This window comes from Croceicoccus naphthovorans (assembly GCF_001028705.1).
Taxonomy (GTDB): domain Bacteria; phylum Pseudomonadota; class Alphaproteobacteria; order Sphingomonadales; family Sphingomonadaceae; genus Croceicoccus; species Croceicoccus naphthovorans.
The window spans coordinates 1,749,028-1,770,270 of the sequence record NZ_CP011770.1; the positions used below are offsets into that span (position 1 = coordinate 1,749,028).

Genomic DNA, 21,243 nt, shown 5'->3' on the forward strand with positions numbered 1-21,243 from the left:
TCGCCATGCAGGGACCGCCCGTCATCTTCTCGCCCCGCCGCCGCCTAAACGCTCGCGCGCGGATGGCCGCAATGCGCCGAACTGGAAATGCGGTCTCGACCGTTGCACGGGAATTGGCCGCGGACGCGGTGGATCGGCTGGGTTTTTTGAACCGGACGTTTGACCGCGCCTTGGTGATCGGGGACGTGACCGGAACATTCGCCGATCATTTGCTGGCGGCGGGCGGAGAGGTTGTCAGGGCGGATCCATCGCCCGAACTCGGCCTGGCGGTTGCCGAGGACGCGCCTATCGAAGGTGGCCCGTTCAACCTGATTGTTTCGCTCGGTTTGCTCGATACCGTGAACGACCTGCCCGGCGCGCTGGCCCTGATGCGGCGCGCCCTTGCACCCGATGCCTTGATGATCGCCAGCTTCCTTGCCGCGGGTTGCCTGCCAACCCTGCGCAAGGCGATGCTATCCGCCGATGCCGACCGCCCTGCCCCGCGCGTCCATCCTCAGGTCGATGTGCGCGCCGCTGGCCAGCTCATGACGCGGGTGGGCTATGCCAGTCCGGTAGTCGATGGGTGGAGCTTTGACGTCAAGTTCGACGACCTCGATCAACTCGTCGGCGATCTGCGGGCGCAGGCAATGGGGAACGTGCTGGCCGACCCCGGGCCGCCCTTGGGCAAAGCCGCCCTCAGTCGCGCCCGTAACGCTTTCGCGGACGAAGCCGATGAAGACGGCCTCGTCCGCGAACGGTTCGAAGTGGTTACGTTGAGCGGGTGGAGCCCCGCCCCGCGCTTCTGATCAAGCCTTCAGCGCGGCCTGCGCCGCCGCAAGCCGGGCAATGGGCACGCGGTAGGGTGAGGCAGACACGTAATCGAGCCCGACCTTCTCGCAGAACGCGATCGATGCGGGATCGCCGCCATGCTCGCCGCAGATGCCCAGCTTGATGTCGGGCCGCGTCGCACGGCCGCGCTCTGCACCCAGTTCGACCAGTTGGCCCACGCCTTCGATGTCAAGGCTGACGAAGGGATCGCGCGGGTAGATGCCCTGCTCGACATAGGGGTTCAGGAAGCGGGCCGCATCGTCGCGCGAAACACCCAGCGTCGTCTGCGTCAGATCGTTCGTGCCGAACGAGAAAAACGCGCCCTCCTCGGCAATCTCACCCGCCATCAGCGCCGCGCGCGGCAGTTCGATCATTGTGCCGACAAGGTATTCCAGCGTTTTGCCCTTGGCGTCGAACACTTCACCCGCAATCTTGTCGACCAACGCCTTCAGAATCTCCAGCTCGCGCTTGGTGGCGACCAGCGGGATCATGATTTCGGGCACCGGCGCTTCGCCGCTCTCCACCGCAACCTCAATGGCCGCTTCGAAAATCGCCTGTGCCTGCATCTCGTAGATTTCGGGGAACGTGATGCCAAGGCGGCAGCCACGATGGCCGAGCATCGGGTTGAATTCGTGCAGTTCGTCCGCGCGGCGGCGCAAGTGGTCGATGCCGTAACCGGTGATTTCGGCCAGTTCCTCAAACTCGGCATCGCCCTGCGGCAGGAATTCGTGGAGCGGCGGGTCGAGCAGGCGAATTGTGACCGGCAGGCCCGCCATCTCTGTGAAGATCGCCTTGAAATCGCTGCGCTGTTCAGGAAGCAGCTTGGCCAGCGCGGTTTCCCGGCCCTTCTTGTCTTCGGCCAGGATCATCTGGCGCACGCTGGAAATGCGGCCCGCGTCGAAGAACATATGCTCGGTACGGCACAGCCCGATTCCCTCGGCCCCGAACTGGCGCGCCATTTTGCAGTCGGCGGGCGTTTCGGCGTTCGTGCGCACTTTCATGCGGCGCTTCGCATCGGCCCATTCCATCAGCGTCGCGAAGTCGCCGACCAGCTCCGGCTCGATCGTCGGCACTGCACCCAGCATGACCTCGCCCGTCGAACCGTCGAGGGTCAGGACATCGCCTTCCTTGATCTCGGTGCCACCGATGCGGCCAACTTTCGACTTGCGGTCGATGGACAGCGCAGAAGCACCCGAAACGCAGGGACGGCCCATGCCGCGCGCGACCACCGCCGCATGGCTGGTCATGCCGCCGCGCGCGGTCAGGATCCCCTTAGCCGCGTGCATGCCGTGAATGTCTTCTGGGCTGGTTTCCACGCGGACGAGGATCACCGCCTCTCCCCGCTCGGCCCATGTTTCCGCCGTATCGGCATCGAACACGACCTTGCCCGAAGCCGCGCCCGGCGAAGCGGGCAGACCCACGGTTAGCACTTTACGGTCCGCCTCGGGGTCCAGCGTCGGGTGCAGCAACTGATCCAGCGCCATCGGATCGATGCGCGAGATCGCGGTCGCCTCGTCGATCAGGCCTTCGCCCACCATGTCGACCGCCATCTTCAGCGCGGCCTTGGCCGTGCGCTTGCCGCTGCGGGTCTGCAGCATCCACAGCGTGCCCTGCTGAACGGTGAACTCGATGTCCTGCATGTCGCGGTAGTGGTTTTCGAGCAGGTCGAACACGCGCGCCAGCTGGCCATAGGCATCGGGCATCGCCTCTTCCATCGACGGGGCCTGAGCGCCCGCCGCATCGCGCGCGGCCTTGGTCAGGTATTGCGGCGTACGGATGCCGGCGACGACGTCTTCGCCCTGCGCGTTGATCAGGTATTCGCCGTAATAAGCGCGCTCGCCCGTCGCCGGGTCGCGGGTAAAGGCAACGCCGGTCGCACTGGTGTCGCCCATGTTGCCGAAGACCATCGCCTGAACGTTGACCGCCGTGCCCCATCCACCGGGAATGTCGTTCAACCGGCGATAGACCTTCGCGCGGTCTGAATCCCAGCTTGCGAACACAGCCTCGATCGCACCCCACAGCTGCTCGCTGGGGTCTTGCGGGAACGGGTGGCCCAGTTCACGCGCCGCAATCGCCTTGAACTCGGCGACAAGCGCCTTCCAGTCCTCGGCCGTCAGTTCGACGTCGTTGTAATAGCCCTTGTCTTCCTTGGCGATTTCAAGAGCTTCCTCGAACAAGCCGTGGTCGAGGCCGAGGACAACATCGGAATACATCTGGATGAAGCGCCGGTACGAATCCCACGCAAACCGTTCGTCACCCGAAACGGTGGAGAGGCCCTGCACCGTATCGTCGTTCAGGCCAAGGTTGAGGACGGTGTCCATCATGCCGGGCATGGAAACGCGCGCGCCCGAACGGACCGAAACCAGCAACGGATCGGCGGGATCGCCGAACTTTTTGCCGACGGTCTGTTCGATATGGCCCAGCGCAGAGGCAACCTCGGCACGCAGGGCATCGTCGAAGTTCGCGCCCTCCGCCAGGTATTTGACGCACATTTCGGTCGTGATCGTAAAGCCGGGAGGCACCGGGAGGCCGATAGAGGCCATCTCTGCCAGATTCGCGCCCTTACCACCCGTGATCGTCTTGTCCTTGGCGCGCGGATCGTCCGAGACCGCATCTCCGCCAAAGGTGTAGACATACTGCGTCATGATACCTGTGCCCTCATTCTGCGAAGCCTTGCGGTGCAGCATCGTGCCGCCCCGCGAAGGCAGATAATCTCCCTGGTTGGCGCCCCTTTAGAGAGAGAAACGCGCCGAGTCAGCCCTCGATCCGGGAAAAGTCGGCAACCTTGTGCACCGCAGCAACGAAGCGCGCCAAAAGCGCGAGACGCGTAGTGCGTTTTTTCGGATCGGCGTCATTGACGGTGACGTCGTCGAAGAACGCGTCGATCGGCGCGCGCAGCGAGGCGAGCGCGGTCATCGCGGCGGCAAAGTCCTCGTTACCGACGGCGGACAAAGCCGACGGTTCGGCCCGGTCCAGCGCATCGACCAGCGTCTGTTCCGCCGGTTCGCGGTCGTAACTGGCGACCTTGCCGCGTTCGGCCACGATCGACCCGACATCGGGATCGTCGACCATCGCCAGCGGGTCTTCCTCACCCGTGCGGGCAATCCGGTCTGTGCCCTCGAAGCCTTCCTTCTTCAGGATGTTGGCGGCGCGCTTGTACCCGGCGAGCAGGTTTGTGCCGTCGTCGGTGGCAAGGAACTGCGCCAACGAACGCGCACGGGATTCAACCCGGTCCACGCGATAATCCACCCGCCCGCGCCATTCGCGCGATGCCGCGATATAGTCGTGGCGGACGCCTTCGTCTTTCAACTGTACGGCAAGCCGGTCCAGCAGAAATTCCGTCACCTTGTCAGCCAGAGCCGGATTACGATGTCCGTCCCACGCGTGGACCACGGTGTCAAGCTCCAGTTCCAGCCCGTTCGCTTGCACCAGCCGCAAGTAGCCCAGCGCCGCGCGGCGCAGCGCAAACGGGTCCTTCGAGCCGGTGGGCAAAATGCCGATCTTGAAGAAGCTGAGGAGGTTGTCCAGCCGATCCGCCAGCGCCACGGCAACAGTCGTCGGCGCGGTCGGTACTTCGTCGTTCTGCCCCGCCGGCTTGTAATGATCGCGGATCGCGTCAGCCACTTCGTCGGGCAAGCCCTCGGCACGAGCGTAGTAGCCGCCCATCACGCCCTGCAATTCGGGAAACTCGCCGACCATTTCCGTGACGAGGTCCGCCTTGCACAGTTCTGCCGCCTGACGTGCCAGTTTGTGATCGCCGTTCGGGGCCTTGGCGTCGAACACCAGCCAGTCAGAGAGCTTCGCCACGCGCCGAACCTTCTCGGCCACGGTGCCGAGCCGTTCGTGAAACGTAATCCGCTCCAGCTTTTTCGCGTGGTCCCTGAGCGGCGTCTTCTGGTCCAGTTCCCAGAAGAACCGCGCATCGGACAAGCGGGCAGCGAGGACCTTGCGGTTGCCCTCGACAACGACCGACGGATCGTCGGCGGCGATGTTCGCCGTGCAGACGAACGCGTTGGCCAGCTTGCCCCGTCCATCCTCGCAAACAAAATATTTCTGATTCACGCGCGCGGTCAGCTGGATCACTTCGGGCGGCACGTCGAGGAACGCCTCGTCAAACCGGCCCAGCAGCGGCACCGGCCATTCGGTCAGGCCCGCGTTCTCGATCACCAGCCCCTCGTCGCGGACCAATTCCAACCCCGCGTCCGCCGCGATCTTGGCAGCGGTGGAGCGGATCATTGCCTCACGCTCTTCGTGGCTGACGATGACTTTGGCAGCCAGCAACTGGTCGTCATAGCCAGCCGGATCTACCGAAACCGGCCCATCGTGATGAAACCGATGGCCCAGCGTCGTCGTGCCGCTGGTAACATCGCCGACCGAGCATTCGACCAGATCATCGCCCAGCATTGCGACGATGCCCGATAGCGGACGGACCCATCGCGTGCTCTCCGTACTGATCGAGGGCGCGCCCCAGCGCATCGACTTTGGCCACGGAAAGGTGCGGACGATGGCGGGGATCGCCTCGGCCAGAACATCCTTCACATCGCGGCCCGGCACGTTCTTTACCGCGAAGTACGTCGCGCGGCCCTTCACGTCGCGCACTTCCAACTGGTCACGCGTGACGCCGTTCTTCTTGCAGAACCCGTCGACGGCCTGATCCGGCGCGCCTTCGGGCGGGCCCTTGGCCTCTTCGCTGACGGCCTCTGTCCGCCCGGGCATATTCTGCGCGATCAGGGCAAGGCGGCGCGGGGTGGACCAGACAATCAGGTCGCCATGTTCGACCCCGGCAGCGGTCATCTGGTCGCGGAACAGCCGTTCCAGATCGGCGCGAGCACCGGCCTGCATGCGGGCGGGAATTTCCTCACAGCGGAGCTCGAGCAGGAAATCCGCGTTTTGTTCGGTCGCGCCAGAGGCAAGCTGGCCGCTCATGCCGCCCACTCCGGATAAGCTGCGGCCCACTGGTCGGTGTTCTTCGCCATATAGGCCTCACACGATCCGCGCGCGAGGTCGCGGACTTGCGCCATATAACTGGCGCGTTCCTGCACGCTGATCACGCCGCGCGCCTGCAAAAGGTTGAACACGTGGCTCGCCTCGATCGCCTGTTCGTAGGCAGGGATCGGCAGGCCCCGGTCAAGGCACAGCTTGCACTCGGCAGCGGCCTTGCGGAACAGGTCGAACAGCGCTTCTGTGTCGGCCACTTCGAAATTCCATGCAGACATCTGCTTTTCGTTCTCAAGAAACACGTCGCCGTAGGATACGCCCTGAATATTCGTCTGGCCTACCCCTTCGCTACTTGAGGCCCGGTTGAAGGCAAGGTCGTAGACGTTGTCCACGCCCTGAATATACATGGCCAGACGCTCGAGCCCGTAAGTCAGTTCGCCCGCAACCGGCTTGCAGTCGAAGCCGCCCATCTGCTGGAAATAAGTGAACTGGGTGACTTCCATCCCGTCGCACCAGACTTCCCAGCCAAGGCCCCATGCGCCCAGCGTCGGGCTTTCCCAATCGTCCTCGACGAAACGGATGTCGTGCTTCAGCGGGTCGATGCCGATGACGCGCAAGGATTCCAGATACCAGTCCTGAATCTCGGGCGGGCTTGGCTTCAGGATCACCTGATACTGGTAATAGTGCTGCAGCCGGTTCGGGTTCTCGCCATAGCGCCCATCGGTCGGGCGGCGGCAGGGCTGCACGAAGGCGGCGTTCCACGGCTCCGGCCCCAGCGCGCGCAGCGTCGTCGCCGGGTGAAACGTGCCCGCGCCCATCCGCATGTCATAAGGTTGCAGGATGAGGCAGCCCTTGGCGCTCCAGAAATCGTGGAGGGCGAGGATCATGTCCTGAAAGGATCGTGTCGGATCGCGTGTCACGGTGTCAGCTTTCATGGGTCGCGGCCATGACGCAGGGCGCGCAGGGCGTCAACAAGGCTTGCAACCCTGATGCCCGGCGATGGCGACGATGTCAGGTCATCCGAACTTTATGTCAGGTTGTGTTGACATGGTCAGCGAATCGCGACATATAGTCAGGCATACCTTACATAATGTAACAACAAGCTGACGAGGTACACCATGCTTCCCGCCATTGATCGCCGCACCGCTCCGGCCTCGCCCCTGACCTTGGAGCAATCGCGTAAGCGGTTCTGGTGGGGCGTCGCCAATCCGACCGACAATCAGCGGACGGTGATGTTTGCCGTCCTTTCTGTCGAAGCCGTCTGGTTGGGCACGATGGTCGTCGGGCGGCTCGTCGGCTGAGCCCGGACCGCCCGCATGAACAACCGCCTCAGGGTACTCCGCGCCGAACGGCAGTGGAGCCAAGCCGAACTGGCCGTTCGGCTCGACGTATCACGACAGGCCGTGAACGCGATCGAGACCGGCAAGCATGACCCTTCGCTTCCCCTCGCCTTTCGCATAGCCCGCCTTTTTGAACTCTCGATCGAGGAAATTTTCGATGACAGCCAATCCTGATGCCACGCTAGAGGGTTCCGGGGCAGAGCGTTCCGGCTTTCTTCATTCAAGCCTTGGGCGCGCCATCGTCGCTACACTTTTCGGTCTGGTCGCCCTTTTCCTCCTTGGCGTCGCAACCGGGGTGAGCATTGCCGCCATCGAGCGCGGCAGCCTTAGCACCAAGGGCGTTGTCGCACTGATCATCAGTGCCGTCGTCGGACTCGTCATGGCTTCGTTCGCGTATGGTCGTATCCGCGCCATCATGCGCGAACCCGTTGGCAAACGCACCAAGCGAGCCCGCACGCTGACAATTGCATCGGTTCTGCTGGGTATTGGAATCGGGCTTGCGCTCAGCCTTGGCGGCAGGGATGGCAATCCCATGATTGACGGCGGCGCTTTGACGCCAGAAATTGCCATTATCCTTGCCCTCGTCGCGGTCATTGCGGTGCCCATGCTCACCTGGGGCTGGTGGCGCGCGCTCGATGAACACGAAGCCGGGGCCTATTCCGACGGCGCGTTGATCGCGCTCAACTTCTACGCCTCGATCACCGCCGCGTGGTGGCTTCTGGAACGCGCCAGCATGATCGAACCGATCCAGCCGATGACGATCTTCCTTCTTACGCTGGGTGTCTGGTCCGCTGTCTGGGCGTGGAAGCGATATCGCTGATCGTCACTTCCCGTTCACCCGAACCGTCCATATATTCCTTTCCTGTCCAACGAGGGTTGCCATGAACTTCAAGTCGATTACCCGCCGTCTCGCCCCCTTTGCCGCGCTGCTGGGCCTTGGCTCTCCGGCGATCGCCGAAGAGGCCGCGTTCGACCGCGCCGATGCCGATCCCGCGCTTTGGGTGCTGGCCGATGACGATACCAAGATTTATCTGTTCGGCACGATGCACGCCTTGAAGCCCGACCTTGTCTGGTTCGACGATGCCGTTTCCGAAGCCTTTGCCGAATCCGATCAGCTGGTGCTGGAAATTCTCGACCCCGACGAATCGCAGATCGGCCCGTTCCTCGCCAAGTCGGCGATGGCGCCGCAGGGCGAAGGGCTTTCGACCATCCTGACCGAGGACCAGTACGGCCGCTTTGAGAAGGCGACCGCCAGCCTTGGCATCCCGGCGCAGGCGCTGGAACAGATGCGCCCGTGGTTCGCCGGGGTCACGCTGGCCGCCGCGCCGCTGGCCAAGATGGGGTATTCGCCCGAATCCGGTGCGGAAAAAATCCTGTCCGCCGCCGCTGCCGAAAAGGGAATGACGATTGCCGGGCTGGAAACGTTCGAGCAGCAGATGGGCTTTTTCTCTGACCTTTCGAAGGAAGACCAGGTCGCGTTCCTGATGTCGGGCGTGGATGAACTGCCCAACATGGAACAGACGTTCACCGACATGGAAAAGGCGTGGGCCACGGGCGATACCGCCGCCACCGCTAAGTTGTTGAACGAAGGCATGGAAGAAACGCCGACGCTGTATAACGTGCTGCTCGCCAACCGGAACAAGGCTTGGGCCGAATGGATCGGTCAGCGCATGGAAACGCCGGGTACCGTGTTCATCGCGGTTGGCGCAGGCCACCTTGCCGGTGACGACAGCGTCCAGGCGCTGCTGGCAGGCAAGGGCCTGAACGCCACCCGCGTCGAGTACTGATAACCACACCATGCCTAACCGCCTGCTCCCGCTGCTTGTCGCGCCCCTGCTGCTCTTGCTGGCAGCGTGCGGCAGCACCGCGGAGCCGGCGCTTTGGCGGGTGGACCGGGCCGATGCGTCCGATGGGGCCGAACCTGCCGGATGGCTGTTCGGCACGATCCATGCCCTCCCCCGCGGCGTCAACTGGCACGGTGCGGCGCTGGATCGGGCGCAGGCTGATGCCGGGGTGCTGATGGTGGAAATCCGCAACCTCGATCGCGCCAAGACGCAGGAAATCTTCCAGAGGCTGGCCGTCGACCCCACCCTGCCCCCGATTGCCGAGCGGGTATCACCCACCTATCGCGACGATCTTTCCGAGGTGATGGACGAAGCCGGCGCCGATCCCGACCAGTTTCATTACATAGAGACATGGGCCGCCGCCCTAACCCTTTCCAGCATGTTGCAATCGCAGTCCCGGCTCGACCCGAATGCCGGGGTCGATCAGGCGCTTGTCGCCGAATGGCAAGACCGCCGCATCGTCGGTTTCGAAACTGCGGAGGAACAGATCCGCATCTTCGACCAGTTGAGCGGCGACGAGCAGCAGGCCTTGCTCGAATCGCTGGTTTCACAGGCGGACGAGATGGAGCCCGAAGCGCTGTCCAACGCGTGGATCGCAGGCGATGCGGATAAGCTGGCAGGCATGATGGACATGGGGCTCGGCTCCTCGCCCGATTTGCGCGCCGCATTGCTGACCCGCCGGAACGAGCGTTGGATCGGCCGGCTTCTGACCGAACTGGACGCGGGCAATCGCCCTTTCGTCGCCGTCGGCGCTGGGCATATCGGCGGGCCGGACGGGTTGATCGCCTTGCTTGCAAAGCGCGGCTATAAGGCCACGCGCATCCAGTAACGCTTGCATTTGCGCCCATTCGCGACTAGGCGCGCGCCTTCGCTTGCCCTGTCGGTCATCCCTGGAGGCGCTGGGACAAGCGGTATTCGTATCAACAAGTTTCGAAGGTCAGAATCATGAGCGATCAGCTTACCCTGACGGCCGAGGCGCGCGATCGGGCAGGCAAGGGAGCCTCCCGTGCACTGCGTCGTGAAGGTCGTGTCCCCGCCGTCATCTATGGCGGCAAGGAAGAACCCCAGACGATCCACGTTGAAGAGCGTGCTCTTGTCAAGCTGCTGAACACCGGCCACTTCTCCAACTCGATCATCATGGTCGAGATTGGCGGCAAGGAAGTTCGCACCCTTCCCAAGGACGTCGCGTTCCACCCGGTTTCCGATCGTCCGACTCACGTCGATTTCCTGCGTCTGTCGAAGAACGCCAAGGTCGAAGTTTCCGTGCCGGTCGTGTTCATCAATGAAGAAGCCGCCCCCGGCCTCAAGAAGGGCGGCGTGCTCAACATCGTCCGCCACGATCTGGAGCTGGTCTGTGAAAACGACAAGATCCCGAGCGAGATCGAGATCGATGTCACCGGCAAGGATGTTGGCGATTCGATCCACATCAGCGAAGTAAATCTTCCCGAGGGTAGCGAGAGCGCGATCACCGATCGCGACTTCACCATCGCCACGCTGGTCGCTCCGTCGGCGCTGAAAAAGGCCGAGGGCGCTGCCGCGGCCGAAGGCGAAGAAGGCGAAGCGACCGAGGAAGAAGGCGGCGAGGACTGATCCTCCCCCTCCTTTCGCGGAATCTTATCGAAACGCCGGTCCCTTGCGGGGCCGGCGTTTTCCTTTGCGGCGTTCCCTTTTTGCTGAACCTTGGTTAGGGGGCGGCCATGCAGCTTTGGGTCGGCCTTGGGAATCCGGGCGCGAAATACGCGCTCAACCGTCACAACATCGGGTTCATGGCGATGGACACGATTGCCGAGGTGCACGGGTTCGGCCCGGTGCAAAAGAAGTTTTCCGGCTGGTTGCAGGAAGGCCGCATCGGCACGAACAAGGTTCTGCTGCTCAAACCCGCGACGTTCATGAACGACAGCGGCGTTTCAGTGCAGGAAGCGATGCGGTTCTACAAATTGAGCATCGACGCGCTGACCGTGTTTCATGACGAGCTGGACCTTGCCCCCTTCAAGGTAAAGGTCCGCATGGGTGGCGGACTGGCCGGACACAACGGACTGCGATCGATCGACAAGCACTTGTCCAGCATCGGGAGTCCCGACTTCCGCCGCGTCCGCATCGGTATCGGCCACCCCGGATCGAAGGACCGGGTAACCGGCCACGTCCTTGGCAACTATGCAAAGGCCGAGATGGACGACCTTGTCGCCATGCTAGGCGGCATCGCGGCAGAGGCGGAGTGGCTGGCCAAGGGCGACGATGCCCGGTTCATGAGCGATCTTGCGCTGCGCTTGCAGGATTAGGTCGTTATTGCAATGTCTGCCGATGCTTGATGTCGAGATCGGAGGATTGTGGCCGGGCGAACATGCGCTCTCTCACAAAGCTTTCGAGAAGCGACATCATTTCCGATACGGGAATAAGATCGGGCGAAGGTTCGACCGGGGCCGTTATCTTTACCGCTTGAGCCTCTTCGTCGACCACGGCTCGCTTCAGATAATTGTCAAGTTGGGTCCAGCCCTGTTCGGTCAACTCGATGATCCGGCGCCGCGCATCGATGTTGCTGCGCTTGCTGACGATCATGCCCTTTTCTTCAAGCAGGCCGATATACCGCAGCGCGGTCGTCTGGGGCACGCAAGATGCGATGCAAAGGCTGGTTACCGACACTTCCTTTCCGGATGCCCGGCATACGTATAGGTCGAGGAGCATGTCCCATGCGGGCTCTCCGAAAAGCTCATTAGCGAAGAATATTTCCCGTCCCATTCTCTGGGCGAGAATTTTCCTTGCGAGTTGGGTCTCTGGCATGTTGGGCACGGCGAATACCTGACTAGCGTTCTGTAATCGTGTCGTTTTGACAATCCACAAATACGATTGTCCGCGTGGCGATGGGTTAATGAATATGCCTGACAAACCATGAAACCCAACCTACCCGCACCGCCCCTTATTTGGCCGGAGGGTTTTGTTTACCACGCGATGCGGCCTGTCCCGCAGGAGTGCGAACCTACTGGCAATTATGGCTTTCTCCTAGTACTGCTCGCCGCCGCATTTCAGGCCGAATTCTAACGGAGCATTTCATGGTTTTTCGCTGCGGCATCGGCGACTGGATTAATAAAGGCGATGCCCGGTTCATGCTCGACACGGCATTGCGGTCGCAGGATTGATGCGTCGTTCTGCAAGCGGCTCAGGGCCGAGCTTCCTTGGCGTAGGCCCTGAAAAGACGGGGACGACATGGGTTCATGCCCAGCTCTCCGAACCTTCCGACGTATGGTTACCGCCGGAAAAAGAGCTGCGATACTTCAACATGGTCAGAGAGGTACCGGGCGACAACTGGCTTCAGCGGTTCTCGGTGATGAACGACCCGCGCCGATCACGCTATCGCGCCTACTTGCGTCGCCGCATCAAGCACTGGCTTACGCACCCGCTTTATCCCATACGGGATACGCGGCAGTTCCGCTGGGATTGTGATTTCGTATTTCGTGAGCACGATGACGACTGGTACCGCACGACATTTGCCGACCGCGACGAACAGGTCGTTGGTGAGGTTAGCCCCCAATACTTTTTCATGACCGACGAGATGGTCGCGCACGCAGCGAGCGTTGCGCCTGAGGCCCGGGTCCTCGTCACGCTACGGCATCCGGTCGACTGGATCTGGTCATTCGCGCGCTGGTTCGCGCGGCTTGGCTATATCGCGAATGACGAACAGGCGATGTGGCGGTTTATCGAGCAGCAACGGGGGCGTTCCTCGTTTGCGACCGCTCTGGACCGGTGGAGGGCCTATTTCCCGGACCGGGTGCAGGTGATGTTTTTCGACGATCTCGTTGCCGATCCATGGGATTTCTATTGCCGATTGTGCACGTGGCTGGAGATCGAGCCCGACCAGTCTCAAAAACCGCTGGTCTCTAAAGTCGTAAATCCCGGCCGCGCCAATAACCTGCCAGAGGGTTGGCATGCGCGAATTTTCGAGCTTTGGGCGGACGATATGGCGCAACTGGAAGACAGGGTCGGGCCTTTGCCGCATGGCTGGCGATCGCGTTGAAGCCGTGCCTGTCGCGATCAATCAGCCCTAGCCTTTCCCGGTCCACCGCTCTATCGGGCCACCACACCTGAATTACGGAGCATTTCATGGGTTTTCGCTGCGGCATCGTCGGCCTTCCCAACGTCGGCAAGTCCACCCTATTCAACGCGCTGACCGAAACGCAGGCGGCGCAGGCGGCGAACTATCCGTTCTGCACGATCGAGCCCAACGTCGGGCAAGTCGGCGTGCCCGATCCGCGGCTGGACGAAATCGCCAGGATCGCGGGCAGTGCGAAGATCGTGCCGACACAGCTGGCTTTCGTCGACATCGCGGGCCTTGTGAAGGGCGCGTCAAAGGGCGAAGGTCTGGGCAACCAGTTCCTCGGCAACATTCGCGAGGTGGATGCGATCGTCCACGTGTTGCGCTGTTTCGAGGATGACGACATCCAGCACGTCGCCAACAAGGTCGACCCCTTGGCCGATGCCGAAGTGGTCGAGACCGAACTGCTGATGGCGGACCTTGAAAGCCTTGAAAAGCGGGTCCCCGCCGCCGCCAAGCGCGCGACGACGGGCGACAAGGAATCGAAACTGATCGCCTCTGTTCTGGGACAGGCGCTGGAACTGCTGCGCGAAGGCAAGCCCGCCCGCCTGACGCAGCCGCAGGATGACGAGGAAGCGCGCGTCTTCGCCCAAGCGCAGTTGTTGACCGCCAAGCCGATCCTCTACGTTTGCAACGTGGCCGAGGAAGATGCGGCGACCGGCAACGACCTGTCGGCCAAGGTTTTCGCCAAGGCCGAGGCGGAGGGAGCGCAGGCCGTCGTCGTCTCCGCCGCGATCGAAAGCGAGATCGTGGCGATGGCCCCGGAAGATCGCACCGACTTCCTGAACGAACTGGGGCTGGAAGAAAGCGGCCTCGCCCGCGTGATCCGCGCCGGGTACGAACTGCTGGGCCTGAAGACGTTCTTCACCGCCGGTCCGAAGGAGGCCCGCGCGTGGACCTTCCCCAATGGCGCCAAGGCTCCGCAAGCGGCGGGCGAAATCCACACCGACTTCGAACGCGGCTTCATCCGCGCCGAAACCATCGCCTATGACGATTACGTCGCACTGGGCGGCGAAGGCCCCGCGCGCGAGGCGGGCAAGCTGCGTCAGGAAGGCAAGGAATACGTCGTCAAGGATGGCGACGTGATGCTGTTCAAGTTCAACGTCTGACGGAATTTAGGCGGGGTCGAACGCCGACAGGATCGGGCACGGCCCCGCCCCGCCCTTCGCGCATTCGCTCGCCAGCTTCTTCAGCGATGCGCGCGCCTGTTCAAGTCGCGCGATTTCCAGATCCAGCGCGGCAATCCGTTCCTGCGCCATGGCGCGCGCCTGCGGCCGGTCGTCCATCCGGTCGAGGTCAAGCAATCGCTTGATCTCGCTCAGCCTAAAACCCGCCGCCTGAGATTGGCGGATGAAGCGCAGTCGCTGCACATCGTCGTCACCGTAATGCCTGCCGCCCGTCGCGGGGCCGGTCGGCGCGGGCAGCAGGCCCTTGCGCTGGTAGAAACGAACCGTCTCTACCCCCACGTCAGCCGCGGCCGCGAGTTCCGAGATGCGGAACGGACGTTTCCCCGCTGCGTTTTCCGTTTGACTCCGTACCATGGTACGCAATGTACAACGCGACTCATGAGCAAACAAGACACCCCGAAAACCGCCGCCCTCTACCGTATGGTGATGGACAAGCACATCTGCCCCTATGGGCTTCAGGCCAAGCACCTGCTGAAAAAGCACGGCTTCAATGTTGAGGATCACCACCTCACCACCAAGGAAGAAACCGAAGCGTTCAAGACCGAGCACGGCGTAACGACCACGCCGCAGACCTTTATCGATGGCCAGCGGATCGGCGGATACGAGGACTTGCGCCGCCATCTGAACCTGCCGGTGCAGGATCCCGATGCCGTCAGCTATCAGCCGGTGCTGGCCGTCTTCGCCATCGCCGCCGGACTGGCCTTGGCGGTGAGCTGGATGATGTTCGGCACACCGCTTACGGTACGCGCGGCGGAGTGGTTCGTCAGTTTCTCTATGGCAATCCTGGCCATGCTGAAGCTGCAAGACGTGACCAAGTTTGCGACGATGTTCCTGGGCTATGACCTGCTGGCGCGGCGCTGGGTGCCTTATGCGCGGGTCTATCCCTTTGCAGAGGCGACGGCGGGCGTGCTGATGGCTGGGCACCTGCTGCCATGGCTGTCCATTCCCATCGGGCTGTTCATCGGGACAATCGGCGCGGTGAGCGTTTTCTATGCTGTCTATATCCAGAAGCGAGAGCTGAAATGCGCCTGCGTCGGCGGGTCGGGCCGGGTGCCGCTCGGCTTCGTTTCGCTGACCGAGAACCTGTTCATGATCGGCATGGCAATCTGGATGCTGTTTACCGCAACCTGACGCCGGTCGGGCACTTTTCGGCGCGTCGCCCGTTCATCCCGCAATACCAAAGGGGATACGAGAAATGGTCGACAAATCCGAGAAATTCAACTGGGGCGTGCGCCTTGGCTACGCGGCGCGCGGGCTGGTCTACGGACTTCTCGGCTATATCGCGCTGACGTCGCGTGACGAGGTTCGCGAAGGCCCTGCCGCTGCTTTCAATCATGTGCAGGACAACCTTCCGCTGGGCTCGGTTATCCTGTGGCTCGCTGCGCTGGGCCTACTAGCCTATGCGATCTATCGGTTCGCATCGCTGCTTTTCGATGTCGAGCACCAAGGGTCGGACAACAAGGGCTGGATGCATCGCATCGGCCACGGGGCCAGCGGCGTTGCCCACCTCGTCCTTGCCTATACCGCCGTGCAATATGCCAGCGGCAGCGGCAGCAGCGGTGACAGCACGCAGGAGGCGGCAAATACCGTCCTTTCGATGACCCTTGGCGGACTGCTGCTTGGCATTGTCGGTATCGGTTTCCTCGTCGCAGGCGTGATGCAGGGCAAGAAAGGCATTACCGGCAGCTTCATGAACCGCGTGTCGGGTGCGGCGCCTTCGTTCACCAAGCCGGTGGGTCAGGCCGGGCACGTCGCCCGTGCCGTGGTTTTCCTCATCATCGGCTGGTCGCTGGTGCAGTCGGGTTTCCTTTCAAGCGGCAACGATGTGAAGTCGCTGGGCGATGCGATCGCCTCGCTGTCCGACAACGGAATGATCTTTACGCTCGTGGCATTGGGGCTGGTTCTGTTCGGCGTGTTCTCGATCATCGTCGCCCGCTATCGCATCATTCCCGACCTTGGGCCGGAGGGTCTGCGTCCGGAATTCCGCTACAATGGTTAACATCGGCACCAATCCGGCTGGCAAGCATGGGCATGGCGCGCTACGCAGCGCGCCATGCGCTATTACGAAGACCTGACAGTCGGTGAGACTGCAAGCTACGGCCATTACCCCATCACCCGCGACGAAGTGATCGAATTTGCCTCGCGCTACGATCCGCAGGATTTCCATCTGGACGACAAGGCGGCTGAGGCCGGCTTTTTCGGTCGGCTGACAGGCAGCGGATGGATGACCTGCGCGGTGACCATGCGAATGATCGCGGATCGCTTCAAGGACTCGCAGCTACAGGTATGCGGCGGTTCGGGCGCAGAGGAACTGGCGTGGAAAATACCCGTCAATCCCGGCGATACGCTGACGGTTCGCGAAACCTTGCTGGGTAAGCGGCGCAGTAAGTCGCGGCCCGAACTGGGGCTCCGCCGTACGCGATTCGAAACGCTGAATCAGGATGGCGATGTCGTGCTGCACATGATCGTTTCCGACATGGTGCGCACGCGCGATCCCGACGGGACCGACTGAAGCTCTATGCGCCGCAACCTACAGTGCCGGTCCGTTCGAACACCGTCCGGCCCTTGGTATCGTGCAGCACCAGTTTGCCGGGATATTGCGTTGTCTCGATCCCGGACTGTTCGCCGTCCGCCGCTTGATCGATGGTGAGTTCGGCGGCAAATTCCTTGCCGTCGTACTTGCCATAGGCCTTCATTGGCAGTTCGGTGCTACCGACATCGGGCGATAGCGTGACGATGCGCTTGTCGAGCTTCACGAACCCATGCTTCTCCTGCGCAAGGAACAGGATCGCGGTGCTGTCCTCGGGCGCAAAGCCGCAACCCGCACCGAACAGGTTGTTCTTCTCGATATCGGTATAGCTGATGCGTTCGGGCTTCAGCATATCGGCGGGCGGCATGTCGTGCATTGCTTCGATCTCGGCCACGTCGGCGGCGTCCTTGGCCGGGTCTGATCCATCTTCGCAGCCCGCCAGCAACACTGCACCCGCCAGCGCGCCCAATGCCATCGCCCTCACCCGCACTTCTCCCTTATTTTCGTCCGAACAGCTTTTCGACGTCGTCCATCGACAGTTTCACCCATGTCGGGCGACCGTGATTGCACTGGCCTGAACGCGGCGTGCGCTCCATCTCGCGCAACAGGGCGTTCATCTCTGCCACCGATAGCCGCCGCCCTGCCCGAACCGATCCATGACAAGCCATCGTCGCCAGCACGTGATCGAGCCGCTCACCGAGCAAAAGCGTGTCGCCGCTTTGCGCAATATCGTCGGCAATATCGCGCAGCAGCTTTTGCGGATCGGCGCCCTTCAGCGCGGCGGGTACCGCGCGAACCAACATCGCGTCCGGCCCGAAGCGTTCGACCGAGAGGCCCAATGTCGCCAGTTTATCCGCCGCTTCCTCGATCCGGTCGCAGTCGGCCTCGTCCAGTTCTACGACATCGGGCATCAGCAGCGCCTGCGACCGCGCCATCGCATCCTCGGCCCCTGCGGCGCGTAGGCGTTCCAACGTCAGGCGCTCATGCGCGGCGTGCTGGTCGACGATAACCAGCCCGCCCTCCGCTTCCGCCACAATATAGGTCAGCGCGATCTGCCCGCGCGCGACGCCCATTGGAAACGTGGTGGCATCGCCCGGTTGCTCGATGGCCTCTTCTGCCGGGGCCTGCGGCGCGAAGCCGTTCTCGGCGAAGATCGCGCTTTCCGTATCGCGCCAGATCGGCGGTGTCGGCGCGTCGACGCGCCCTTGCCAGCCCATCCCGGCGAAAATGCTGCGATTGTCTTGCAAGCTGTCGGGCTGCTTCGGCGGCGTGTTGATCTCGCTCACCCAGTTGCCCATCGCCTTGGGATCGGGCGCTTGCGCGCTGCGCTTGTCGCCGCTCGACAATGCGTTGCGCAGGCCCGATACGATGATCCCGCGCACCATTGCCGGATCGCGAAAGCGAACCTCGGTCTTGGCCGGGTGGACGTTGACGTCGACCTCGCTGGCCGGAACGTCGAGGAAGAGCGCCAATACCGCATGGCGATCCCGCGTCAACATATCCGAATAGGCTCCGCGTACCGCGCCGGTCAGAAGCCGATCCTTCACCGGGCGGCCGTTGACGAACAGGTACTGATGATCGGCCACGCCTCGATTGTACGTCGGCAAGCCCGCGATGCCGGTCAGTCGGATCGGTGCGTCTGCCGGGCCACGTAGAATATCGACCGACACAGAGTTGTCGCCCAACTCGCGCGCCACAAGGCGGCTGACGCGGGTGGACAAATCCTCACCCGGAGCGACCTGGAATATCCGCCGTCCGTCGTTCGAAAGCGTGAAGCCCACATCGGGCCGCGCCATCGCCAGCCTGCGCACGACATCGTGGCACGCGGCATATTCGCTGCGCGAGGTGCGCAGAAACTTGCGGCGAGCGGGCACCTTGGCGAAAACCTGCTCCACGCGCACCCGTGTTCCGGGTGGCAACGCGGCGGGGCCCTCTTCCGCCACAGCGCCATGGTCGACCACGCGCCGCCAGCCTTCCGCACCGCGCGGGCGGCTCTCCAGCGTCATGCGCGATACGCTCGCGATGGAGGGCAAAGCCTCGCCCCGAAAGCCGAGCGTAACGACCTGTTCAATGGCTTCATCGGGTAGCTTCGATGTCGCATGCCGTTCCAGCGCCAGCGCCATTTCGGCGGGCGTCATCCCGCAACCGTCATCGGTCACCTCGATCCCGTCGAGCCCGCCCAGCTTCAGCGCGATGTCGATCCGGGTGCTGCCCGCATCGATGGCGTTTTCGACCAGTTCCTTCAGCGCGGCGGCGGGCCGTTCGACGACTTCGCCCGCCGCGATCCGGTTGACGAGGTTTTCGGGAAGACGTCGAATTACGGGCATGAACGCGGCTCTAGCGACGAACACCGGCTTTTTCGAGGCGGACGGTGTGGAAAAGCGGGTTGAGCCACACGAAAAATTATCCATAGGTCGCCCATTAGGCTAGGCAATCGGCCAGCAATGCTATCCAGTGTGCGAAAGCGCGCTAAAATTTTTTACCAGGGACCCGCACCTTCCATGGCTTCATTCTTTTCTCGCCTGTTCCAGTTCGGCTCTCAGAACATGGCCATCGACCTCGGCACCGCGAACACGCTGGTCTATGTCGAAGGGCGCGGCATCGTTCTGAACGAGCCTTCCGTGGTCGCCATCGAAACGCTGAACGGCATCAAGAAGGTGAAGGCCGTGGGCGACGATGCCAAGATGATGATGGGCAAGACGCCCGACAGCATCGAAGCGATCCGCCCCTTGCGCGACGGTGTCATCGCCGACATCGAGGTCGCGGAAGAGATGATCAAGTACTTCATCAAAAAGGTACATGGAAAGAAGAGCCTGCTGCGCTATCCCGAAATCGTGATCTGCGTGCCCAGCGGTTCGACCAGCGTGGAACGCCGCGCGATCCGCGATGCGGCCAGCAATGCGGGCGCGTCGCAGGTCTACCTGATCCTTGAACCAATGGCCGCCGCGATCGGCGCGGACATGCCGGTGACCGAACCGGTCGGCTCGATGGTGGTCGACATCGGCGGCGGCACGACCGAAGTCGCCGTGCTTTCGCTGCGCGGCCTTGCCTATACGACCAGCGTGCGCGTCGGTGGGGACAAGATGGACGAAGCCATCGTTTCCTACGTCCGCCGCCATCACAACCTGCTGATCGGTGAAGCCACGGCTGAACGCATCAAGCAAGAATACGCCGTCGCCACCGTGCCGGAGGATGGAGAAGGCGAGACCATCCACATTCGCGGTCGCGACCTCGTCAACGGCGTGCCCAAGGAAATCACGATCACGCAGGCCAACATTGCCGAGGCGCTGTCCGAACCGATCGGTGCCATCGTCGAAGCCGTGCGTATCGCGCTGGAAAACACCGCGCCCGAACTGGCCGCTGACATTGTCGATCAGGGTATCGTGCTGACCGGCGGCGGTGCGCTGATCAAGGGGCTGGACGAGTATCTGCGCGAGGAAACCGGCTTGCCGGTGACCGTTGCCGAAGACCCGCTGTCGTGCGTGGCACTGGGTACGGGCCGCGCTCTGGAAGAGCCGGTCTATCGCGGCGTGCTGATGACGGCCTGACACTTACGCAAGGAAAGGGGGCGAGGCGATGGCGCCGCCACATGAGCGCCCGGGACTATCCAGGAAGGGCGGCTTTTCACGAAAAGCGCAGTTCGGCCTGTTTTCAAGCTATGTCGCGGCCATTAGCGGGGCCGCGATCGGCTTTGTCCTGCTCGTCGTATCGCTGATCCACCCGACGGCGTTCGCCTTCGCGCGTGCCGCCGCCAACGATGTCGCCGCCCCGGCGGGCCGCATATCGGCCACGGGGCGCAGCAGCAGCAAGTCGATCATTGATGTCATCTCGGGCTATATCGCGGCGGGCAGCAAGAATGCCCGCATGGAAGAAGAGCTGAAGATCGCCCGATCCAAGCTGGCCGAGGCCGAAGCGGTCGCATCGGAAAACCGCCGTCTTAAAGCACTGCTTGCCGTGCGCGAAACCGATGGACAGGCGGTGACCGCCGCGCGTCTCATCGGGTCCAGCTCTACCAGCACGCGGCGTTTCGCCCTGCTCGGCGCGGGCAAGCGCGACGGGGTTCTGGTCGGCCAACCAGTGCGGTCCGCCACTGGCCTCGTCGGGCGTGTACTGGAAGTCGGCAATCGCACCGCGCGGGTCCTGCTGATCACCGATGGCGAGAGTGTCGTGCCGGTCCGCCGCGTAAAGGGCGACATCGCCGGGTTCGCGCAGGGACAGGCCGACGGCACCCTGATCATCCGGCTGATCGACCTTGGCATCAATCCGCTGAAGAAGGGCGACGTCTTCGTTACTTCGGGCTCGGGCGGGCTGTACCGCCCCAATGTGCCCGTCGCGGTGGTCCGCAGCGTTACCCGCGACGGTGCGGTCGCGCGCATCGTGTCCGACCCGGCGGCCAGCGAATTCGTGCTTGTCGAACCGATCTGGCAACCGATTACAGAGCTGCGGGACCCGGTCTCCGGCGACCAGCCATCATGATCGCCGCCCCTGAGCGGTTTGCGAAGCGAGGCCC

Annotated in this window: 22 protein-coding genes; 15 read left to right on the top strand and 7 right to left on the bottom strand. The window is 62.8% G+C overall.

Annotation, left to right across the window (positions count from 1 at the left end; genetic code table 11):
- The first annotated feature begins 113 nt into the window (after positions 1–113).
- Entirely contained in the window at positions 114–785 is a 672-nt protein-coding gene (locus AB433_RS08895) for a methyltransferase domain-containing protein (protein WP_375782409.1), read from the top strand.
- Here AB433_RS08895 and ppdK read toward each other — a convergent pair whose 3' ends face one another.
- The 3 genes from ppdK to AB433_RS08910 all read right to left on the bottom strand — a co-directional run bounded on the left by ppdK (position 786) and on the right by AB433_RS08910 (position 6,680).
- Positions 786–3,452, bottom strand: coding sequence for a pyruvate, phosphate dikinase (gene ppdK / locus AB433_RS08900; RefSeq protein WP_047823702.1), 2,667 nt, complete (start codon positions 3,450–3,452; stop codon positions 786–788).
- 109 nt (positions 3,453–3,561) lie between these two features.
- Positions 3,562–5,733 (bottom strand): glycine--tRNA ligase subunit beta, encoded by a 2,172-nt coding sequence (glyS, locus tag AB433_RS08905; protein WP_047820746.1) that lies wholly within the window; start codon positions 5,731–5,733, stop codon positions 3,562–3,564.
- Complete coding sequence (locus tag AB433_RS08910) at positions 5,730–6,680, bottom strand: glycine--tRNA ligase subunit alpha (protein WP_179944968.1); 951 nt, start codon at positions 6,678–6,680, stop codon at positions 5,730–5,732. Before AB433_RS08910 ends, glyS begins: the two co-directional genes overlap by 4 nt.
- 183 nt (positions 6,681–6,863) lie before the next feature.
- Between AB433_RS08910 and AB433_RS08915 the strand changes: the two genes are divergently transcribed.
- From AB433_RS08915 to pth, 7 genes are all read left to right on the top strand, one after another.
- Positions 6,864–7,046: a hypothetical protein gene (locus AB433_RS08915; protein WP_047820747.1), complete on the top strand. Its 183-nt coding sequence runs from the start codon at positions 6,864–6,866 to the stop codon at positions 7,044–7,046.
- Between the two features lie 15 nt (positions 7,047–7,061).
- Entirely contained in the window at positions 7,062–7,259 is a 198-nt protein-coding gene (locus tag AB433_RS08920) for a helix-turn-helix transcriptional regulator (RefSeq protein WP_047820748.1), read from the top strand.
- Positions 7,243–7,905, top strand: a complete 663-nt coding sequence (locus AB433_RS08925; RefSeq protein WP_047820749.1) for a hypothetical protein — start codon at positions 7,243–7,245, stop codon at positions 7,903–7,905. The genes AB433_RS08920 and AB433_RS08925 overlap by 17 nt, the downstream gene beginning before the upstream one ends.
- 61 nt (positions 7,906–7,966) lie before the next feature.
- Entirely contained in the window at positions 7,967–8,872 is a 906-nt protein-coding gene (locus AB433_RS08930; protein ID WP_047820750.1) for a TraB/GumN family protein, read from the top strand.
- Between the two features lie 10 nt (positions 8,873–8,882).
- Positions 8,883–9,758, top strand: a complete 876-nt coding sequence (locus AB433_RS08935) for a TraB/GumN family protein (RefSeq protein ID WP_053059077.1) — start codon at positions 8,883–8,885, stop codon at positions 9,756–9,758.
- Positions 9,759–9,874: 116 nt separating this feature from the next.
- Positions 9,875–10,519, top strand: coding sequence for a 50S ribosomal protein L25/general stress protein Ctc (locus AB433_RS08940; protein WP_047820751.1), 645 nt, complete (start codon positions 9,875–9,877; stop codon positions 10,517–10,519).
- Between the two features lie 107 nt (positions 10,520–10,626).
- Positions 10,627–11,208 carry an aminoacyl-tRNA hydrolase gene (pth, locus tag AB433_RS08945; protein WP_047820752.1) on the top strand — a complete coding sequence of 194 codons (582 nt, stop codon included), beginning with the start codon at positions 10,627–10,629 and terminating at the stop codon, positions 11,206–11,208.
- Positions 11,209–11,212: 4 nt separating this feature from the next.
- Here pth and AB433_RS19465 read toward each other — a convergent pair whose 3' ends face one another.
- Positions 11,213–11,767, bottom strand: coding sequence for a helix-turn-helix domain-containing protein (locus AB433_RS19465; RefSeq protein ID WP_156170757.1), 555 nt, complete (start codon positions 11,765–11,767; stop codon positions 11,213–11,215).
- 295 nt (positions 11,768–12,062) lie between these two features.
- Between AB433_RS19465 and AB433_RS08955 the strand changes: the two genes are divergently transcribed.
- Together AB433_RS08955 and ychF are read left to right on the top strand one after the other, a co-directional pair.
- Entirely contained in the window at positions 12,063–12,938 is an 876-nt protein-coding gene (locus AB433_RS08955; protein ID WP_047820753.1) for a sulfotransferase, read from the top strand.
- Between the two features lie 86 nt (positions 12,939–13,024).
- A complete protein-coding gene (gene ychF, locus AB433_RS08960; RefSeq protein WP_047820754.1) occupies positions 13,025–14,125 on the top strand; it encodes a redox-regulated ATPase YchF in 1,101 nt (366 codons plus the stop codon).
- A gap of 6 nt (positions 14,126–14,131) precedes the next feature.
- Here ychF and AB433_RS08965 read toward each other — a convergent pair whose 3' ends face one another.
- Positions 14,132–14,557 (bottom strand): MerR family transcriptional regulator, encoded by a 426-nt coding sequence (locus tag AB433_RS08965; RefSeq protein ID WP_047820755.1) that lies wholly within the window; start codon positions 14,555–14,557, stop codon positions 14,132–14,134.
- Between the two features lie 24 nt (positions 14,558–14,581).
- Here AB433_RS08965 and AB433_RS08970 point away from each other — a divergent pair, with 24 nt between their 5' ends.
- From AB433_RS08970 to AB433_RS08980, 3 genes are all read left to right on the top strand, one after another.
- Positions 14,582–15,334 carry a glutaredoxin family protein gene (locus AB433_RS08970; RefSeq protein ID WP_047820756.1) on the top strand — a complete coding sequence of 251 codons (753 nt, stop codon included), beginning with the start codon at positions 14,582–14,584 and terminating at the stop codon, positions 15,332–15,334.
- Positions 15,335–15,398: 64 nt separating this feature from the next.
- The gene (locus tag AB433_RS08975) at positions 15,399–16,202 is read left to right on the top strand and encodes a DUF1206 domain-containing protein (protein WP_047820757.1); all 804 of its coding nucleotides are present in this window, start codon (positions 15,399–15,401) and stop codon (positions 16,200–16,202) included.
- A gap of 54 nt (positions 16,203–16,256) precedes the next feature.
- Positions 16,257–16,715, top strand: a complete 459-nt coding sequence (locus AB433_RS08980; RefSeq protein ID WP_047820758.1) for a MaoC family dehydratase — start codon at positions 16,257–16,259, stop codon at positions 16,713–16,715.
- A gap of 4 nt (positions 16,716–16,719) precedes the next feature.
- On the opposite strand, the gene AB433_RS08985 is transcribed toward AB433_RS08980, so the two are convergent.
- Together AB433_RS08985 and mutL are read right to left on the bottom strand one after the other, a co-directional pair.
- The gene (locus tag AB433_RS08985; protein ID WP_156170758.1) at positions 16,720–17,217 is read right to left on the bottom strand and encodes a hypothetical protein; all 498 of its coding nucleotides are present in this window, start codon (positions 17,215–17,217) and stop codon (positions 16,720–16,722) included.
- 13 nt (positions 17,218–17,230) lie between these two features.
- A complete protein-coding gene (mutL, locus tag AB433_RS08990) occupies positions 17,231–19,060 on the bottom strand; it encodes a DNA mismatch repair endonuclease MutL (protein WP_047820760.1) in 1,830 nt (609 codons plus the stop codon).
- A gap of 174 nt (positions 19,061–19,234) precedes the next feature.
- Here mutL and AB433_RS08995 point away from each other — a divergent pair, with 174 nt between their 5' ends.
- Complete coding sequence (locus tag AB433_RS08995; RefSeq protein WP_047820761.1) at positions 19,235–20,281, top strand: rod shape-determining protein; 1,047 nt, start codon at positions 19,235–19,237, stop codon at positions 20,279–20,281.
- Between the two features lie 28 nt (positions 20,282–20,309).
- Positions 20,310–21,209, top strand: coding sequence for a rod shape-determining protein MreC (locus AB433_RS09000; RefSeq protein WP_047820762.1), 900 nt, complete (start codon positions 20,310–20,312; stop codon positions 21,207–21,209).
- Positions 21,210–21,243 lie beyond the last annotated feature (34 nt).

What these genes read in the sequence shown, in the direction of transcription:
- AB433_RS08925 (WP_047820749.1), top strand. Translation starts at nt 7,243, where the DNA reads ATGACAGCCAATCCTGATGCCACGCTAGAGGGTTCCGGGGCAGAGCGT.
- AB433_RS09000 (WP_047820762.1), top strand. Translation starts at nt 20,310, where the DNA reads ATGGCGCCGCCACATGAGCGCCCGGGACTATCCAGGAAGGGCGGCTTT.
- AB433_RS08995 (WP_047820761.1), top strand. Translation starts at nt 19,235, where the DNA reads ATGGCTTCATTCTTTTCTCGCCTGTTCCAGTTCGGCTCTCAGAACATG.
- AB433_RS08970 (WP_047820756.1), top strand. Translation starts at nt 14,582, where the DNA reads ATGAGCAAACAAGACACCCCGAAAACCGCCGCCCTCTACCGTATGGTG.
- mutL (WP_047820760.1), bottom strand. Translation starts at nt 19,060, where the DNA reads ATGCCCGTAATTCGACGTCTTCCCGAAAACCTCGTCAACCGGATCGCG.
- AB433_RS08940 (WP_047820751.1), top strand. Translation starts at nt 9,875, where the DNA reads ATGAGCGATCAGCTTACCCTGACGGCCGAGGCGCGCGATCGGGCAGGC.
- AB433_RS08955 (WP_047820753.1), top strand. Translation starts at nt 12,063, where the DNA reads ATGCGTCGTTCTGCAAGCGGCTCAGGGCCGAGCTTCCTTGGCGTAGGC.
- glyS (WP_047820746.1), bottom strand. Translation starts at nt 5,733, where the DNA reads ATGAGCGGCCAGCTTGCCTCTGGCGCGACCGAACAAAACGCGGATTTC.
- AB433_RS08915 (WP_047820747.1), top strand. Translation starts at nt 6,864, where the DNA reads ATGCTTCCCGCCATTGATCGCCGCACCGCTCCGGCCTCGCCCCTGACC.
- AB433_RS08920 (WP_047820748.1), top strand. Translation starts at nt 7,062, where the DNA reads ATGAACAACCGCCTCAGGGTACTCCGCGCCGAACGGCAGTGGAGCCAA.
- AB433_RS08980 (WP_047820758.1), top strand. Translation starts at nt 16,257, where the DNA reads ATGCGCTATTACGAAGACCTGACAGTCGGTGAGACTGCAAGCTACGGC.
- AB433_RS08935 (WP_053059077.1), top strand. Translation starts at nt 8,883, where the DNA reads ATGCCTAACCGCCTGCTCCCGCTGCTTGTCGCGCCCCTGCTGCTCTTG.
- AB433_RS08965 (WP_047820755.1), bottom strand. Translation starts at nt 14,557, where the DNA reads ATGGTACGGAGTCAAACGGAAAACGCAGCGGGGAAACGTCCGTTCCGC.
- ychF (WP_047820754.1), top strand. Translation starts at nt 13,025, where the DNA reads ATGGGTTTTCGCTGCGGCATCGTCGGCCTTCCCAACGTCGGCAAGTCC.
- AB433_RS08930 (WP_047820750.1), top strand. Translation starts at nt 7,967, where the DNA reads ATGAACTTCAAGTCGATTACCCGCCGTCTCGCCCCCTTTGCCGCGCTG.
- AB433_RS08910 (WP_179944968.1), bottom strand. Translation starts at nt 6,680, where the DNA reads ATGAAAGCTGACACCGTGACACGCGATCCGACACGATCCTTTCAGGAC.
- ppdK (WP_047823702.1), bottom strand. Translation starts at nt 3,452, where the DNA reads ATGACGCAGTATGTCTACACCTTTGGCGGAGATGCGGTCTCGGACGAT.
- AB433_RS08975 (WP_047820757.1), top strand. Translation starts at nt 15,399, where the DNA reads ATGGTCGACAAATCCGAGAAATTCAACTGGGGCGTGCGCCTTGGCTAC.
- pth (WP_047820752.1), top strand. Translation starts at nt 10,627, where the DNA reads ATGCAGCTTTGGGTCGGCCTTGGGAATCCGGGCGCGAAATACGCGCTC.